15 protein-coding genes are annotated in these 15,206 nt (G+C 36.3%); 11 read left to right on the top strand and 4 right to left on the bottom strand.

What is annotated here, in order from left to right:
- Window positions 1-426 precede the first annotated feature (426 nt).
- The 8 genes from CD112_RS01330 to CD112_RS01295 all read left to right on the top strand — a co-directional run bounded on the left by CD112_RS01330 (window position 427) and on the right by CD112_RS01295 (window position 9,070).
- A complete protein-coding gene (locus tag CD112_RS01330; protein WP_057509918.1) occupies window positions 427-1,236 on the top strand; it encodes an inositol monophosphatase family protein in 810 nt (269 codons plus the stop codon).
- A gap of 64 nt (window positions 1,237-1,300) precedes the next feature.
- Entirely contained in the window at window positions 1,301-2,257 is a 957-nt protein-coding gene (locus tag CD112_RS01325) for an LCP family glycopolymer transferase (RefSeq protein WP_170121952.1), read from the top strand.
- A gap of 117 nt (window positions 2,258-2,374) precedes the next feature.
- Window positions 2,375-2,677, top strand: coding sequence for a hypothetical protein (locus CD112_RS01320; RefSeq protein ID WP_002479645.1), 303 nt, complete (start codon window positions 2,375-2,377; stop codon window positions 2,675-2,677).
- Between the two features lie 561 nt (window positions 2,678-3,238).
- A complete protein-coding gene (gene fdhF, locus CD112_RS01315) occupies window positions 3,239-6,196 on the top strand; it encodes a formate dehydrogenase subunit alpha (RefSeq protein WP_103363707.1) in 2,958 nt (985 codons plus the stop codon).
- On the top strand, window positions 6,189-6,659 hold the full coding sequence (locus CD112_RS01310; RefSeq protein ID WP_002479643.1) for a helical membrane plugin domain-containing protein: 471 nt from the start codon (window positions 6,189-6,191) through the stop codon (window positions 6,657-6,659). The genes fdhF and CD112_RS01310 overlap by 8 nt, the downstream gene beginning before the upstream one ends.
- A 124-nt stretch (window positions 6,660-6,783) precedes the next feature.
- Window positions 6,784-7,035, top strand: a complete 252-nt coding sequence (locus CD112_RS01305) for a hypothetical protein (RefSeq protein WP_037556062.1) — start codon at window positions 6,784-6,786, stop codon at window positions 7,033-7,035.
- A 25-nt stretch (window positions 7,036-7,060) separates the two neighbouring features.
- On the top strand, window positions 7,061-7,837 hold the full coding sequence (locus CD112_RS01300; RefSeq protein ID WP_103363706.1) for an N-acetylglucosaminidase: 777 nt from the start codon (window positions 7,061-7,063) through the stop codon (window positions 7,835-7,837).
- A gap of 108 nt (window positions 7,838-7,945) precedes the next feature.
- The gene (locus tag CD112_RS01295) at window positions 7,946-9,070 is read left to right on the top strand and encodes an FAD-dependent monooxygenase (protein ID WP_103363705.1); all 1,125 of its coding nucleotides are present in this window, start codon (window positions 7,946-7,948) and stop codon (window positions 9,068-9,070) included.
- 93 nt (window positions 9,071-9,163) lie between these two features.
- Here CD112_RS01295 and CD112_RS01290 read toward each other — a convergent pair whose 3' ends face one another.
- From CD112_RS01290 to CD112_RS01275, 4 genes are all read right to left on the bottom strand, one after another.
- A complete protein-coding gene (locus CD112_RS01290; protein ID WP_002479640.1) occupies window positions 9,164-10,132 on the bottom strand; it encodes a 2-hydroxyacid dehydrogenase family protein in 969 nt (322 codons plus the stop codon).
- 87 nt (window positions 10,133-10,219) lie between these two features.
- The gene (locus CD112_RS01285) at window positions 10,220-10,534 is read right to left on the bottom strand and encodes a DMT family transporter (RefSeq protein ID WP_002479639.1); all 315 of its coding nucleotides are present in this window, start codon (window positions 10,532-10,534) and stop codon (window positions 10,220-10,222) included.
- Window positions 10,534-10,866: a DMT family transporter gene (locus CD112_RS01280; protein WP_002479638.1), complete on the bottom strand. Its 333-nt coding sequence runs from the start codon at window positions 10,864-10,866 to the stop codon at window positions 10,534-10,536. Before CD112_RS01280 ends, CD112_RS01285 begins: the two co-directional genes overlap by 1 nt.
- Before the next feature lie 121 nt (window positions 10,867-10,987).
- Complete coding sequence (locus CD112_RS01275; RefSeq protein WP_023015020.1) at window positions 10,988-11,368, bottom strand: DUF4870 domain-containing protein; 381 nt, start codon at window positions 11,366-11,368, stop codon at window positions 10,988-10,990.
- A 431-nt stretch (window positions 11,369-11,799) separates the two neighbouring features.
- On the opposite strand from CD112_RS01275, the gene CD112_RS01270 reads away from it, so the two are divergent.
- The 3 genes from CD112_RS01270 to CD112_RS01260 all read left to right on the top strand — a co-directional run bounded on the left by CD112_RS01270 (window position 11,800) and on the right by CD112_RS01260 (window position 15,052).
- Complete coding sequence (locus CD112_RS01270; RefSeq protein WP_002479636.1) at window positions 11,800-12,870, top strand: NAD/NADP-dependent octopine/nopaline dehydrogenase family protein; 1,071 nt, start codon at window positions 11,800-11,802, stop codon at window positions 12,868-12,870.
- Between the two features lie 24 nt (window positions 12,871-12,894).
- Window positions 12,895-14,313: a Na+/H+ antiporter NhaC gene (gene nhaC, locus CD112_RS01265; RefSeq protein ID WP_023015017.1), complete on the top strand. Its 1,419-nt coding sequence runs from the start codon at window positions 12,895-12,897 to the stop codon at window positions 14,311-14,313.
- 235 nt (window positions 14,314-14,548) lie between these two features.
- Window positions 14,549-15,052 (top strand): hypothetical protein, encoded by a 504-nt coding sequence (locus tag CD112_RS01260; RefSeq protein ID WP_002479634.1) that lies wholly within the window; start codon window positions 14,549-14,551, stop codon window positions 15,050-15,052.
- The last annotated feature ends 154 nt before the right edge of the window (window positions 15,053-15,206 follow it).

The raw sequence follows: 15,206 nt of genomic DNA, 5'->3' as shown, positions 1-15,206 counted from the left end.
GTTTATTTTGACGTTCTATTTTATTCAATTAAGCCACCTCCGATATATTACATATTACAATCATTATATCATATCTCTTAAAATTTGATGTTTTTAGGTAATGTACTTGTAGAAAAAATTAAAAAAAGTCGAAAAAATTTCAAGTAAACGCTTACATTTTATAAAATTATGTGCTAAACTATCATTAGTAACTAGGAGATAGCACTTAGTGAACAAAGGGGTAATGATAAATCATGTCGTGTGATTTATTAGAACGTGCGAATCACTAGTTAATTAACATCTTCAATATTATTACTTACTTTCCTTTCTATGCCGACTAGTTAAGCTAGTCGGTTTTTTATTGATTATAAAGTCGTTAACAGTTCATTTGTGTTCCATGCTAGAATGAAAACATACATAAGAAAAATAAAGGATGAGGTGTGTAATTTGAATCGTAATCAACTGCTTCAATTAGACCAAGCAATCAGACACTGGTTGAAAGGGTTGGATGATATTATTCCTAAACTGATTGCGGATATGCATACAGAAACAAAAGCAAATCAGTTTGATTTAGTAACCAATGTAGATCAAATGATTCAAGATCAATTTGACGCATTTTTAAAAGAACATTACCCAAGTCATGAACTTTTCGCTGAAGAAAAAAATAATGATTTAGTAGATGCGAAACATGGCGATGTTTGGATAATGGATCCGATTGACGGTACTGCGAATTTAGTAAAACAAAAAACAGATTATTGTATTATCTTAAGTTATTTCTCAGAAGGTCAACCGATGCTTGCTTACATTTATGATTATCCGCACCATACACTTTATAAAGCCATCAGAGATGAAGGTGCATTTGAAAATGAAGTACGTATGCCTAAGGTTCCTTCTTTAGATATCAGTGAAATGATTCTGTCGTATAATCCATATGTTTTAAATGATCATACACAAGCAGATTTAAAAGCGGCAGCGTTCAGTTATCGATTAATCGGGGCTTGCGGATTAGATTCTTTACGCGTGATGAAAGGTCAATTCGGAGCACACATTAATACAAATGCGAAACCGTGGGATATTTCTGCACAGTTTTTATTTGCGAAAGAACTTGATTTGAAAATGACGAATCTTGATAATGAACCAATTGATTTTGCGGTTGGCGGACCGTTTATTATTAGTAATAAAGGGTGTCATGAAGCGGTCCTTGAAATATTAAATCAAAAAGGCGGTTATCAAGTTAATAAAATAACTAAGACTTAAGCACCATGTTAGTTAAAATCAACTATAATATAATGGATTGAAATGAAAGATGAGGAGTGGTTGGGTGAAGAGAACAGATAAACCTGGTCGTAAAATGGGACTTGTACCAAAAATATTATTATGGGCATTTGGAATTTTAGTAATACTTGCGCTTGTTGCAGCAATCTACTTAGCAATTAAGAATTTTGCGGTTGGCGGAAAGATTCATAACCCTCTAGACAGAGACAAATCAGAATTACGAAAAGAAAAAGTAGATTTAAACAAAGGTGATCCATTCACAATTGCTTTATTTGGTGTGGATAGTAATGAAAAACGTCAAAGTGAAGGGGACGGACAACGTTCTGACTCAATCATGGTGTTATCTATTAATCCAGATAAAAAGACAACTGAAATTGTCAGTATCCCACGTGATACTCAAGCTGAAATTGTCGGACATGATTCAGTAGAGAAAATCAATCATGCTTATGCGTATGGTGGTCCGGATATGGCTGTGAAATCACTTGAGAAATTGTTGGATGTACCGATTGATCATTATGCGACAGTTGATATGGATGGCATCAAAGGTATGGTCGATGAAATCGGCGGTGTAGATGTTATCAGTAATGCGACATTTAGTTATAGTGGATACAGCTTTGTGAAGGGCGAAAAAACACATTTAGATGGTGATAAAGCTTTAGCGTTTATTCGTTCACGTAAAGAAGAAGGTGCAGGCGGTGACTTCGGTCGTCAAGAGCGCCAACAATTAGTGTTACGTGGTATTGCGAATGAATTAACAAGTGTGAAGTCACTAACGAACTTTAATGGTGTGACGGATCAAATCAAAGAGAATGTTACAACTGACCTATCTCTAGGTGAATTAAATACAGTCCGTTCTAAATATCAAAAAGCAAATGAAAATATGAACCGTTTAGAACTACAAGGCGGTGGAGGTATTCAAAGTGATGGCGTTTATTACTTTGTACCTGATGAAAGTTCATTGAATAACGTTTCAAATGCGCTAAGACAAAATTTAGAATTATAAATGAAATGCCGAGGCAGGGTTAATCTTTGTCTTGGTATTATTTTACCCTAAAATTTAAAATTGTATATAAATAAAATACATGTTTTGGGGTAATGATAAACAGAGGGGGAATTTTTTATGACAAATAATAATAAAGATCAAAATAAAGTAGATGAAAAAGAAGTACAAGATGTATCTGAAATGGTTGATGAAGGCGGCTTAGGTGCAGATAATTATTATGGCATCAATGAATTCCAACCGAATGGCAACACTGTAGAAGTTGGAATTGATCAATTCAAATTGAAAGTCAGCGAATATAATGATGCTGATTTAGTCAATTCATTAATTGCACATGCAGATGCAAACCATAATGAAGAAAAATTTGATGAAGCTATCAATATTATTAAACAAGAAGTATTAGGTAGATTACACGATAAGTAAGCAAAATACCGGCATGTGATATGTCGGTATTTTTTAAAAGAAAGTTTAAACTAATTCGTCTATGAAATAGAGTAATACATTATGTTAAATCCTTTAAATCGGCACCAAAAAAAGAGATTCATGAATAAAAAGTTTAATATGTCAACTTTAGAGAGAATATATAAGTATGGGACTTAACATTTAACTTTAAAAGTAATAGAATTAGTAATAAGACTATTTTTTATTGCGTGGGGCAAAAAAAGACTAGTCTTCAATATTTACGGAATATATAAAATAAATAGAGGTTTAGGAAATGAGTTGAATCTTTAGAGGCTGAATGTTTCTAAAGGAAGTGAGATGCAACCGCAAACTTCGTTGCATTGTTCATCTAAAGATTGCTTAATTACAATAGATATTAATGTTGATACATACATTCGTATCTGTGACATAAGCGTGACATCGGGGATTTCATGCGACTCTTATACTGTTTTTTTGACCCTCATCAATCAGAATTCAGTATACCTGTCGGTATGTCATCAGCTTAAACACATTTGCAAGACCTCAGAATATAGGGGTGATTACATGCAAGAACATCTTGTCCTTACATTAGACGGGAAAGACTATCTTGTGGAACCAGGTACGAATCTTCTCCAGTTTATTAAATCTAGAGATACATTTGTGCCGTCAATCTGTTATAACGAATCATTAGGGCCGATTGAAACTTGTGATACATGTGCAGTAGAAATCGACGGAAAGATTGCACGTGCATGCGGCACAACAATTGATCGACCAATGGTCGTTAATACGACAAACAGCGATGTTAAAGCATCTCAAAAAGAAGCTTTAGATCGTATTTTAGAAAAGCACATTCTGTATTGTACAGTATGTGACTACAACAACGGTGATTGTGAAATCCATAATACAATGGATGAATTCGGTGTTCAGGAACAATCATATGAATATAAAGACAAAGGTTACGAGAAAGACTTCGGTCCTTTCTATCGTTATGACCCAAGTCAATGTATTCTTTGCGGTCGTTGTGTAGAAGTTTGTCAAGACGTTCAAGTCAATGAAACATTATCAATCGACTGGGAACGTGAACAACCACGTGTTATCTGGGATAACGACGTATCAATCAACGAATCATCATGTGTATCTTGCGGACAATGTGCGACTGTATGTCCATGTAACGCAATGATGGAAAACCACATGGTGGGTGAAGCAGGTTACATGACTGATACTGAACCAGGTACATTAGCAGACATGATTGACTTAACTAAGAAAGCAGAACCAGGTTATGGTCCATTATTCTCAATTTCAGATTCAGAATCTGCATTACGCGAAGAACGTATTGAGAAAACGAAAACAGTATGTACATACTGTGGTGTGGGATGCTCATTTGATGTATGGACGAAAGACCGTGAAATTCTTAAAGTTCAACCGCAACATGATTCACCAGCTAACCGTATTTCATCTTGTGTGAAAGGTAAATTCGGTTGGGACTTCGTCAACTCTGAAGAACGTTTAACGAAACCTTTAGTACGTAAAGGTGACGAATTCGTTGAAGTAGAGTGGGAAGAAGCATTGAACGTAATTAGCGAAAACTTCTTACGTATCAAAGAAGCTAAAGGTTCAGATGCATTATCATTCATTGCATCATCTAAAGGTACAATTGAAGAATCTTACTTGATGCAAAAATTAGCACGTCAAATGGGTACAAATAACGTCGATAACTGTTCACGTTATTGTCAAGCACCCGCAACGAAAGGTTTATTCAGAACTGTCGGTCACGGTGGTGACTCAGGTTCAGCGGATGATTTAATGAAAGCAGGCATGGTGGTATTAGTAGGTACAAACACTGCTGAAGCTCACCCAGTTATTGCTTCTAAAATCAAACGTGGACATAAATTATTCGGTAACAAACTTCATGTATTCGACATTCGTCGTCATGAAATGGCTGAACGTGCAGACAAATTCTATCAACCAAAACCAGGTACTGACTTGGCATGGTTAGCTGCGGTTACTAAATACATTATCGATAATGACCTTCACGATAAAGCATTTATCGATGAGTGGGTAGATCACTTCGATGAGTACTACAAATCATTAGCACCATTCACATTAGAATTTGCGGAAGAAACAACAGGCATTCCTAAAGATGACTTGATTCACTTCGCACATGAAATGGTTGATTCTAATGGCGTATGTATCGCTTGGGCGATGGGTGTTACTCAACAAGACATCGGTAGTGATACAAGTACTGCAATCTCTAACTTGTTATTAGTAACAGGTAACTATAGAAGAGAAGGTACAGGTGCTTATCCATTACGTGGTCACAACAACGTACAAGGTTGTAGTGATGGCGGTAGTATGCCGGATAAATTCCCTGGTTACCAAGATGTAACTGACGATGAAGTACGTGCGAAATTCGAAAAAGCATGGGGTATGGAACTACCAGCTATTGCTGGACGTGATAACCATCAAATGATGGAAGGTATCCATAACGATGAAATCGACGCAATGTACATCTATGGTGAAGACACTGGTATCGTAGATGCAAACATCAACTTTGTACAAGCAGCGCTTGAAAAAGTCGACTTCTTAGTCGTTCAAGATGCATTCTTGACACAAACAGCACGTTTCGCAAACGTTGTTTTACCAGCTAGTCCTTCACTTGAAAAAGAAGGTACTTTCGCAAATACAGAGCGTCGTATCCAACGTTTATATCAAGCAATGAAACCATTAGGCGACTCAAAACCTGACTGGGAAATCATTCAATTGATCGCAAACAAAGTTGGATTAGACTGGAACTACTCACATCCAAGTGAAATCATGGATGAAATGGCAAGCTTAACACCATTATTCGCTGGTGTAAGATATGACCGTTTAGAAGGTTACAATTCATTACAATGGCCTGTACATGAAGATGGAACAGATGAACCTACTTTATACTTAGACGGGTTCAACTTCCCTAATAAACGTGCCAAATTATATCCATTAACATTCGACAACTTCTTCAAAGAAGATGAAGAATATGATATCCATGTTAACAATGGTCGTATCCTAGAACACTTCCATGAAGGTAATATGACGTACCAAGTGCCTGGTATCAAATACAAAGTGCCGAATGTTTACGTTGAAATCTCACCAGAACTTGCGGAAGACCGCGGTATTCATGAAGGTGCAGATGTAAGATTAGTTTCTTCAACAGGTCAAGTTGAATTAGTTGTTCACATTACTGACCGTGTTAAAGGTAAAGAAATCTATATTCCGATGAATAATAACGCTGACGAAGATGGTACTGCAGGTGCAGTCAATATGCTGACAAACAGTGACGTTGACAAAGACACAGATACACCATCTTACAAACGTACATCAGCACGTATGGAAGTCATTACACGTAGAGGTAAGTCACCACTTAACCCTTCTAACTTCCGTGTGAATACAGAACGTAACCCGCAATACAGTGTTCAAGTTCAGAAAAAATGGGCACGTCCAGACTACGTGTTCCCAGGAAATCAGGTGAGACACGATGGCTGAAAACATTAGAAAAATCAAACGTATGGAAATTTCACATGAAGAGCAAAAAGCGAAAGATCTTGCAGAGGTTACTGATGCCATTTCAGAAAACAAAGATGTCATCATCAAAGCGATCCGTTTAATGCGTGTCTTAGATGATGCGAAAATCTTAGACGCTGGTATCGGCGCAGTTGAAAAACGTGGCTTCATTACAAACAAGATCACAAAAGAGTTGAATAAAGAGCAATATACTGGCTTATTAAACAACTTAGCACCACTTGTATTCATGCTTGGTAAAGTGGATGTAGCAGGTACAGAAGAAATGTTGCTTAAGTTGAACAAAGGACTTAAAAATGCGAATGCTGCAAGTCCAAATCAACGTACAACAATTTCTAGCTTAGTCGGCTTATTGAAAGACGATGAAGCAAACAGAAGTATTACGTATTTCGTAAACTTATTAAAAGGAATGTCACGCGAAGATTAAGCGTTATTCTATAAGAGCTGTTCTTTTTAGAACGGCTCTTTTTTTACATACAGAATCTATCTGCCGACGCTGTCAGAAATATGATAAACTTTAATAGAATTTAGATGTAGATGATAGAAAGAAGGTGTTGACGATTAACCCGAACATATTAAAAGCTTTAGCACTGATTTCAAATTTATTTGTCGTGCTTGGTTTTATTTTTTTGATTATGATGAAAGCCGTGCTTGCGATTACCATGTTTGCGATCGGTTTAATTATCAGTTTAATGATGTTTAATGTTTTATTCCGTGACAGAACAGGAATGAAGATAATTATCAATCTCTCTTTTACAATTGTGATGATTGTAATCATTGCAGCATACTTTATGTTGAAATAGAAAAAATACATGAGGAGTTCGCATAATGAATCGTAAAGTAAAAACGCGTATTTTCAGGCTGTTTGTCGGCTTAATTCTTTTAACTTTTATTATTCTATTTATCATTAATGAAACGAATTGGTTCAGCAATGATAAGAATTATACATTTGATGAAGCTGTTCAACTTCAAACTTCAAAAGGTGTATTGAATACGAAAGAAGACAATGGTCAATTTGTGAATGCATCTAAAGCAGATGTTGAACAAGCTATGGCAATTAAAAGACAGAATCATAATATCAGTTATATGGATATTTCAGAGCCTGTCTCAATGGATGAAAAAGAAGTGAATCAATTATTAAAAGGCAAAGGCGTGCTTGAAAATAAAGGGGACGCATTTTTAAAGGCACAAGATAAATATGATGTGAATGTTATTTATCTCGTCAGCCATGCATTAGTAGAAACAGGACATGGACGTTCTGAGTTATCGAAAGGCATTAAGTTTAAAGGAAAAACATATTATAATTTTTATGGCATCGGTGCGTTTGATGAAGACGCAATGAAGCATGGCCATAGTTATGCGAAAAAGCAGAAGTGGACGTCACCAGAACGTGCAATTATGGGCGGTGCACGTTTTGTACGAGAAGACTTCTTCGATAAAGGACAAATTTCACTTTATCAAATGCGTTGGAATCCTAGCAATCCTGGTCAGCATCAATATGCGAGTGACATCGGTTGGGATCAAAATATTGCAGGTATGATGGATACGTATTATCAAAAATATGGTATTAAAAAAGATGATATTCGTATTAACTTCTATAAATAACCAAAGAGGGCAGCAGCCCTCTTTTTTTAAGCTATCCAGCTAGATACATAGGAAATAGGGAATATGATAGAATAAATAGGAAGTGTTAAAAAGAGGTGGATTATTGAGATGAAAATAGCAATTGTCGGCGGCGGCATTGGCGGACTCACCGCAGCTGCCTTATTACATGAACAAGATCACGAAATACATGTATTTGAACAACAAGATGAAATCAAAGAAATCGGTGCCGGTATCGGCATCGGTGGTAATGTATTAGACAAACTCGGCAATCATGATATGGCAAAAGGAATTAAAAATGCAGGACAAGTCATCAAAGAAATGGAAATTTTAGATGACAAAGGACATGTATTAAATAAAGCAGTGATGAAAAAAGGAACAGTTAATTTAACACTGCCAAGACAAGCTTTATTAGATGTTATCGTATCTTATGTTCCAAAAGAATTAATCCATACAGGAACTAAAATCGTGAAACTCGTACAAAACAGTTCGAAAGTTACTTTAACAACTGCACAAGGTGATACACATTACTTTGATTTATGTATCGGTGCAGATGGCGTACATTCAATTATTCGTGGACAAGTAAACCCTAAAGCCACTGTTAACTACCAAGGTTATACATGCTTCAGAGGAATGGTCGACGATGTAACTTTGAATGATCCGCATACAGCGAAAGAGTTTTGGGGTGCTAAAGGCCGTGTAGGGATTGTACCGATGTTAAATAACCAAGCGTATTGGTTTATTGCGGTTAATGCGAAAGAAAACGATCCTAAATTTAAAGAGTTCACGAAACCTTATATTCAAGCATATTACAATAACTATCCAAATGAGGTCAGACGTATTCTAGACCAACAAAGTGAAACGGGTATTTTACACCATAATATTTACGATTTAACACCGCTTCAATCCTTCGTCTATGGTCGCACATTATTACTAGGTGATGCAGCTCATGCGACAACACCGAATATGGGACAAGGTGCAGGACAAGCGATGGAAGATGCGATTGTGTTAGCAAATTGCTTAAATACTTATGATTTCAGAGAAGCTTTAGCACGTTATGATGCGTTACGTGTGAAACATACTGCAAAAGTGATTAAACGTTCTCGCAGTATCGGTAAAAAAGCACAATATCAAAATGGCTTGATGATTGGCTTGCGCAACTTTGTGTTGAAACGCACACCGTCTAAATTGATTTCAAATCAAGCGAAATTCTTATACAAAACGAAATCTGTATAAACAACCAACATCGTTTAAAACGATAAAATAAAGAAATAAAAAATGAGGTCTGGGATATTTTCCCAGGCCTCATTTTACTTAAGTGTAAAAATCTTATTTAACGTTATTTACAACATATTGTGGTGCTTTGTTGTCTTTTAAGACATCTACTGTGTTATTTGCGACAATTTCAGCCATGCCGTCACGTGCTTCAAATGTAGCGTTACCGATATGCGGCGTAATCACGACATTGTCTAGTGATTTCAAGTCTTCAGTGATTTTCGGTTCGAATTCATAAACGTCTAACGCTGCACCTTCGATGACTTTGTCTTTCAATGCATCAGCAAGTGCTTGTTCGTTTACAATCGGACCACGCGCAGCATTAACTAAATAAGCTGTCGGTTTCATTTGTTTGAATTGTTCTGTATCGAACAAGTGGTGCAATTCTGGTTTGTAAGCAGCGTTGATTGTGATAAAGTCTGATTCTTTTAATAATGTGTCAAAATCAACGTATTTCGCACCTAATTCTTTTTCTTTATCTTCTTTACGATGTGGACCTGTATAAAGGATATCCATATCGAATGCTTTCGCACGTTTAGCAACTGCATAACCGATATTTCCTAAACCGAAGATACCGATAGTTTTACCTGATACTTCACGTCCTCTGAAGAATAATGGTGCCCAACCATCGAATCCTTTCGTACGTGATAACTGATCACCTTCAGCAATACGACGTGCCACTGCAAGAACTAACGCAAATGTTAATTCTGCTGTTGAGCGTGTTGAAACGCCAGGTGTGTTTGTCACATAGATGCCTTTAGATTCAGCATATTCAATATCTACGTTATTAAAGCCGGCACCGTAGTTTGCGATCACTTTTAAGTTTTCGCCTGCTGCGATGACGTCTTTATCTACGTTTGTAGATAAAATACTGATTAATGCATCCGCATCTTTCACGCCATTTTTTAATGTTTCTTGATCCACAACTCCTGGACCATCGTACATATCGACTTCGATATTATTCTTTTCTAGAATATCAAGTCCTACTTGTGGGATAGGGCCTGCAATATAGACCTTAGCCATACAAAACACTCCCTTTCTTAGTTTATATATCAATTATATTAAAAGGAAGAAGGAGAAACAATGAATACACCGTAAGCGTATGCATGACTATGAAATGAGTTTTAACCCAACAGAAGAAACGACAATTAAGCCGATACAAAGAATACGCCAGATATTTTTGGATTCATTATAAAATATCATACTGATAATTGCACCGCCGCCAGTTCCAATACCTGTCCAAATCGCATAAGCCGTTCCCATCGGGATGGAATTCATAGCGAGTGATAAAATACTGAAACTGAAGATAAAGGCGATACCTAATAACACAATATAAAATTTCTTGCCTGTTCGATTCAATTCATTTAAAAGAATCACGCCAAGAATTTCGAAACAGCCTGCGATAAATAAATATAACCATGCCATCAGTGTGAGCCCTCGCTTTCTGTTTCATCTGTTGATAGTTTCAGTCCAAGAATACCAATCAATAATAAGATAATGAAAAAGAGTTTGGTAAAGCTGAAGGGGTCGCCATAGACCACCATATCTAAAATAATGGTGCCCACTGTACCGATACCTACGAAAATGGCATAAGCCGTTCCCACAGGCAATGATTTACAAGCATTGATTACTAATGCGAAACTGATCGCAATCATAATTAAAGTCAGTCCCCAACTGAGCACTGAATCTGCATTTTTAATACAATTGACCCAAATAATTTCTACTAAGCCAGCTAAAATGACTTTAAACCAGCGCATACACACGCCTCCTTCTTCTTAATTCAGCACTGTCTATTTTCTCAAATTACACACAGAGAAACAATGAATGTGTTTATGAAAAAAGCATCAAAAAAACACACAACGCTGTGGTTGTGTGTGATTAGTTGAAGAAGCGGATAGATAGCGGGATTAGGTATTCCTCGCCATTATATGCTTTGACAGCCGCTATGACTGAGAATACAATGCTCAATATACCGAGAACCGGTAATATTATCATACCAATTAATACGATGCATAAAACTAATGCTACAATCGTCCATATCGTATAAGAAATAACGAAATTAAAATAGTTTTTAGCGGTCTTATTTACAAAATAAGATTCACTGCCTTTGGTTAACCAAATAATTAAGGGTCCGATAATAGTTGTAAAAAAGCTGAGTATATAAATTAAACACGCGAATAAACGTGCATCTTCTGTTGGAAATTGTTGATAGACTTCAGTGTGCTCGGTGACTTGTTCAGGTGAATGTTCCTTAGTCATAGCGCTCCTCCGATATTTAAGATTACTTTAAATATAGCAATAATTGAGTTTAAATGAAACACAATCGGAAAAACTTCAATATTTTTTACCATTTTGGACACCTAACAAAAACAATAAATAAAGAGAAGTAGGGTATGAAATATATAGACGTTATTGTTAATAAGTAGCTAACAAATTTTTATTTTATTATTTGTCTAATCATGTTACGATAACTATAATACACTATTTGATGGTCGCAGAAAGCTGTAACTGTGCGTGTTCTAGCATACACAAGTCTCACAAGTTTTCTGTTTTATTTTTCTTTAAGACGGTTAAATAGAATAAATAATATTTTCACACTTCGAGAGACCGTACATCACTTTATTTCTAGCAATAAAGCTATTGTACGGTCTCTCATAATCATGACTAAACAAAGAAAGAAGGTATGAAGCATGAAAATAGCAATTATTGGTTCAGGTAACGGTGCTGTCACAGCAGCCGTTGATATGACAAGCAAGGGCCACGATGTCAAATTGTATTGCCGTAACGCTTCTATCGAAAAGTTCGATAAAGCGATTGAACAAGGCGGTTTCCACTTCAATAATGAAGGTGAAGAAAGCTTTGTGAAATTTACACAAGTCAGCGATGACATCGAAGAGGTTATACAAGATGCAGAAATTATTCAAATGATTATTCCATCAACATTTATTGAATATTATGCACGTATTATGGCGCCGTTCGTTAAGGATGACCAAATTATATTCTTCAACATGGCAGCTGCTATGGGTTCAGCACGATTCCTTAACATATTAGAAGATGAATATATCGATGTATGCCCACGTTTTTGTGAAGCAAACACATTAACGTATGGTACGCGTGTTGACTTTGAAGAGGGTATTGTTGATCTATCTTTAAATGTACGTAAAGTCTATTTCACTTCTTATATTCAAGAACATTTAAGTGAAGACTTTGAAATTGTTGAAAAGATTTATCCTCAAATTATTAAAGAAGAAAACTTATGGAAAACAAACTTAGAAAATGGTAACCCAGAAGTGCACCCAGGACCTACTTTATTAAACGTTGGACGTATTGATTACTCTGGAGACTTCTCATTATATAAAGAAGGGATTACTAAACATACGGTTCGTTTACTGCATGCGGTAGAGCTTGAGCGTCTGTCACTTGGCCGTCGTTTAGGATTCGAACTGCAAACAGCAAAAGAAGCACGTATTCAACGTGGTTATTTAGAAAGAGATCGTGAAGATGAACCGTTAAATCGTCTGTTTAACGAAAGTCCTGTTTTCTCACAAATTCCAGGGCCAAATCACGTGAAGAATCGTTATTTAACTGAAGATATTGCATTCGGTTTAGTCTTATGGTCTAGCTTAGGGCGTGAAATTGGGGTAGAAACGCCGAATATTGATGCGATTATCGTCATAGCTTCTACAATTTTAGAACGTGATTTCTTTGAAGAGGGTCTGACAATCGACGAGTTAGGCAGAGATAAAGTTGGATTAGATTAACAATTAAATAAAGGGGGACATATTATGAAGAGAATGCCGACATTACTTGAATCCATTTCAACCATCGTTGTAATGATGTTATTAGTTATTGTTGGATTTGTGGTATTTGGAATTCCAGTACAACCATTATTAATTCTTTCAGCGGCTTATGCGTCAGTAATTGCCTGGCGTGTAGGCTTACGTTGGAAAGATTTAGAAGAGGGGATTACACAGCGGCTGAGTACAGCGATGCCTACGATTTATATTATTTTATGCGTAGGGATTGTAGTTGGGACATGGATGTATTCTGGAACCGTACCTGCTCTGATTTATTATGGGTTAAAATTGTTGAATCCAAGTTATTTCTTGGTCTCTGCGTTTTTAATTTCAGCGATAACGTCTATGGCCACTGGAACCGCTTGGGGTTCTGCATCAACAGCAGGAATCGCATTAATTGCGATTGCACATCAATTACATATTGATGCGGGTATGGCTGCAGGTGCAATTATTGCAGGTGCAGTTTTCGGTGATAAGTTATCACCACTCTCTGATACAACAAACTTAGCGGCAATGGTCACGAACGTGAACATTTTTGCCCATATTAAAGCGATGTTATGGACGACGATTCCTGCGTCGATTATCGGTATGATAGTTTGGTTCTTTGCGGGATTAAATCATAAATCGAGTGCGGATAAAAGCCAAATCAATGCATTATTACGTCAACTCGAAAATGTATATCATATTAATTTCAGTGTATGGATTCCAGCGATTGTTATCATCGCATGTTTATTATTCCGCTTCTCAACCGTACCGGCTATGTTAGTTTCATGTGTGGCAGCGATCTTTGTCGGCGCACTGAATCATGGCTTTAATTTTACTGATGGTTTTAAAGCGGCGTTTGACGGTTTTAAACCGGATATGATTGTCCATCAAGTCAATTTAAATGATAAAGCGACGACTTTGCTTGAGCAAGGCGGCATGATGAGTATGACACAAGTCATTGTGACAATCTTCTGTGGCTATGCATTTGCGGGTATTGTCGAAAAATCAGGTTGTTTAACAGTGATGTTGAACACAATTAAAGATAAAGTCACTTCGCCAGGCACATTAATTTTAGTTACAGTAATATCTGGCTTGATTATGGTATTAGCAGCAGGAGTAGCATCTGTTGTGATTATCGTAGTAGGTATGTTGTTATATGATATGTATGATGAGATGAAGCTGTCTCGTACAAACTTATCACGTACACTTGAAGACTCAGGTACGATGATTATTCCATTGATCCCTTGGGGCACATCAGGAATTTATTATACGCAACAATTAGGTGTAAACGTCTATTCTTACTTTATTTGGACGGTACCTTGTTATTTATGTGTGATTTTCGCTATATTCTACGCCTTTACTGGCTGGTCAGTGAAAAAGGTGAAATCACCAGACACAACACATTATACGCAGCACGGTTAAAGATGAACTGTCTCGCTTTTTAAAGTGAGGCAGTTTTTCTTTGACTTTTTACAATTTTTCGGATTTTACACATTAAACGCGTGAATCCAGGGTATAACATACTAATGGTGGAACAATTATAGTTATCTAAGAAGGATTAATTGCAATTCCAATCATTATCATTAAAAAATTAATATTTATTAGGTTTAGTTGTGTACTAAAACGGTTATTAAATATATATGAATGAGGTGATTCCATGCTATATGTAGTAATACTTGTAGCGATATTACTATTGTGTCTAGGAATTCATCGATACTTCAATTTAGATAATTTAACTGTAAAATATCCTTCTATTATCTATTTAGTAATCAGCTTTATATTGTATTTTGTAGCGATTTTGCAATATAGAGTTGATTCTTCTATGTCGGAATTTTTAGCACATGAAATGTTAATGACGTCTATCTTCGGGCTATTAATATTTTGGACATTATCCCAAACTAACAAAACAAAAGATACTGTTGTTTATACAGTAATGATATTAATCTTATCTCTTATTGAGGTTATGACTACGAGTCCTCAGCTTGGGATTAATGCCACAGTAGAAATGTTTGTGGTACGTATTGTCCTAACAGCCGGTATGGCCATAGGTTTAGGAGGCTATGTTCTTTATAGACAACTTAAACGACCCGTATCAGAAAGCTTCCCATTATTATATGTGTTAGCTTTCGCATTCTGGATTATGATCGCATATTGGTTATAACGTAGTAAATAGATAGAAAAGCCGGCAGGCTTAGGTGTAAATTCCTAAGTCTCCGGCTTTTTTGTTATGCGTATAAGTTAGTGGCAGGATAAGCAATAGAAATAAAAAAAGGGCATAAAAAAACCAACTGATTGTAGCTGATCAGTTGGTTTAT

Source organism: Staphylococcus simulans, assembly GCF_002902285.1.
In the GTDB taxonomy this organism is placed as follows: Bacteria; Bacillota; Bacilli; order Staphylococcales; family Staphylococcaceae; genus Staphylococcus; species Staphylococcus simulans.
This window is presented reverse-complemented; position numbering and strand designations above follow the sequence as displayed.

Excerpts from the sequence above, each read along its gene's own strand:
- CD112_RS01310 (WP_002479643.1), top strand. The coding sequence starts at position 6,189 with ATGGCTGAAAACATTAGAAAAATCAAACGTATGGAAATTTCACATGAA.
- CD112_RS01300 (WP_103363706.1), top strand. The coding sequence starts at position 7,061 with ATGAATCGTAAAGTAAAAACGCGTATTTTCAGGCTGTTTGTCGGCTTA.
- CD112_RS01270 (WP_002479636.1), top strand. The coding sequence starts at position 11,800 with ATGAAAATAGCAATTATTGGTTCAGGTAACGGTGCTGTCACAGCAGCC.
- CD112_RS01295 (WP_103363705.1), top strand. The coding sequence starts at position 7,946 with ATGAAAATAGCAATTGTCGGCGGCGGCATTGGCGGACTCACCGCAGCT.
- CD112_RS01290 (WP_002479640.1), bottom strand. The coding sequence starts at position 10,132 with ATGGCTAAGGTCTATATTGCAGGCCCTATCCCACAAGTAGGACTTGAT.
- CD112_RS01280 (WP_002479638.1), bottom strand. The coding sequence starts at position 10,866 with ATGCGCTGGTTTAAAGTCATTTTAGCTGGCTTAGTAGAAATTATTTGG.
- CD112_RS01260 (WP_002479634.1), top strand. The coding sequence starts at position 14,549 with ATGCTATATGTAGTAATACTTGTAGCGATATTACTATTGTGTCTAGGA.
- CD112_RS01320 (WP_002479645.1), top strand. The coding sequence starts at position 2,375 with ATGACAAATAATAATAAAGATCAAAATAAAGTAGATGAAAAAGAAGTA.
- CD112_RS01275 (WP_023015020.1), bottom strand. The coding sequence starts at position 11,368 with ATGACTAAGGAACATTCACCTGAACAAGTCACCGAGCACACTGAAGTC.
- fdhF (WP_103363707.1), top strand. The coding sequence starts at position 3,239 with ATGCAAGAACATCTTGTCCTTACATTAGACGGGAAAGACTATCTTGTG.
- nhaC (WP_023015017.1), top strand. The coding sequence starts at position 12,895 with ATGAAGAGAATGCCGACATTACTTGAATCCATTTCAACCATCGTTGTA.
- CD112_RS01285 (WP_002479639.1), bottom strand. The coding sequence starts at position 10,534 with ATGGCATGGTTATATTTATTTATCGCAGGCTGTTTCGAAATTCTTGGC.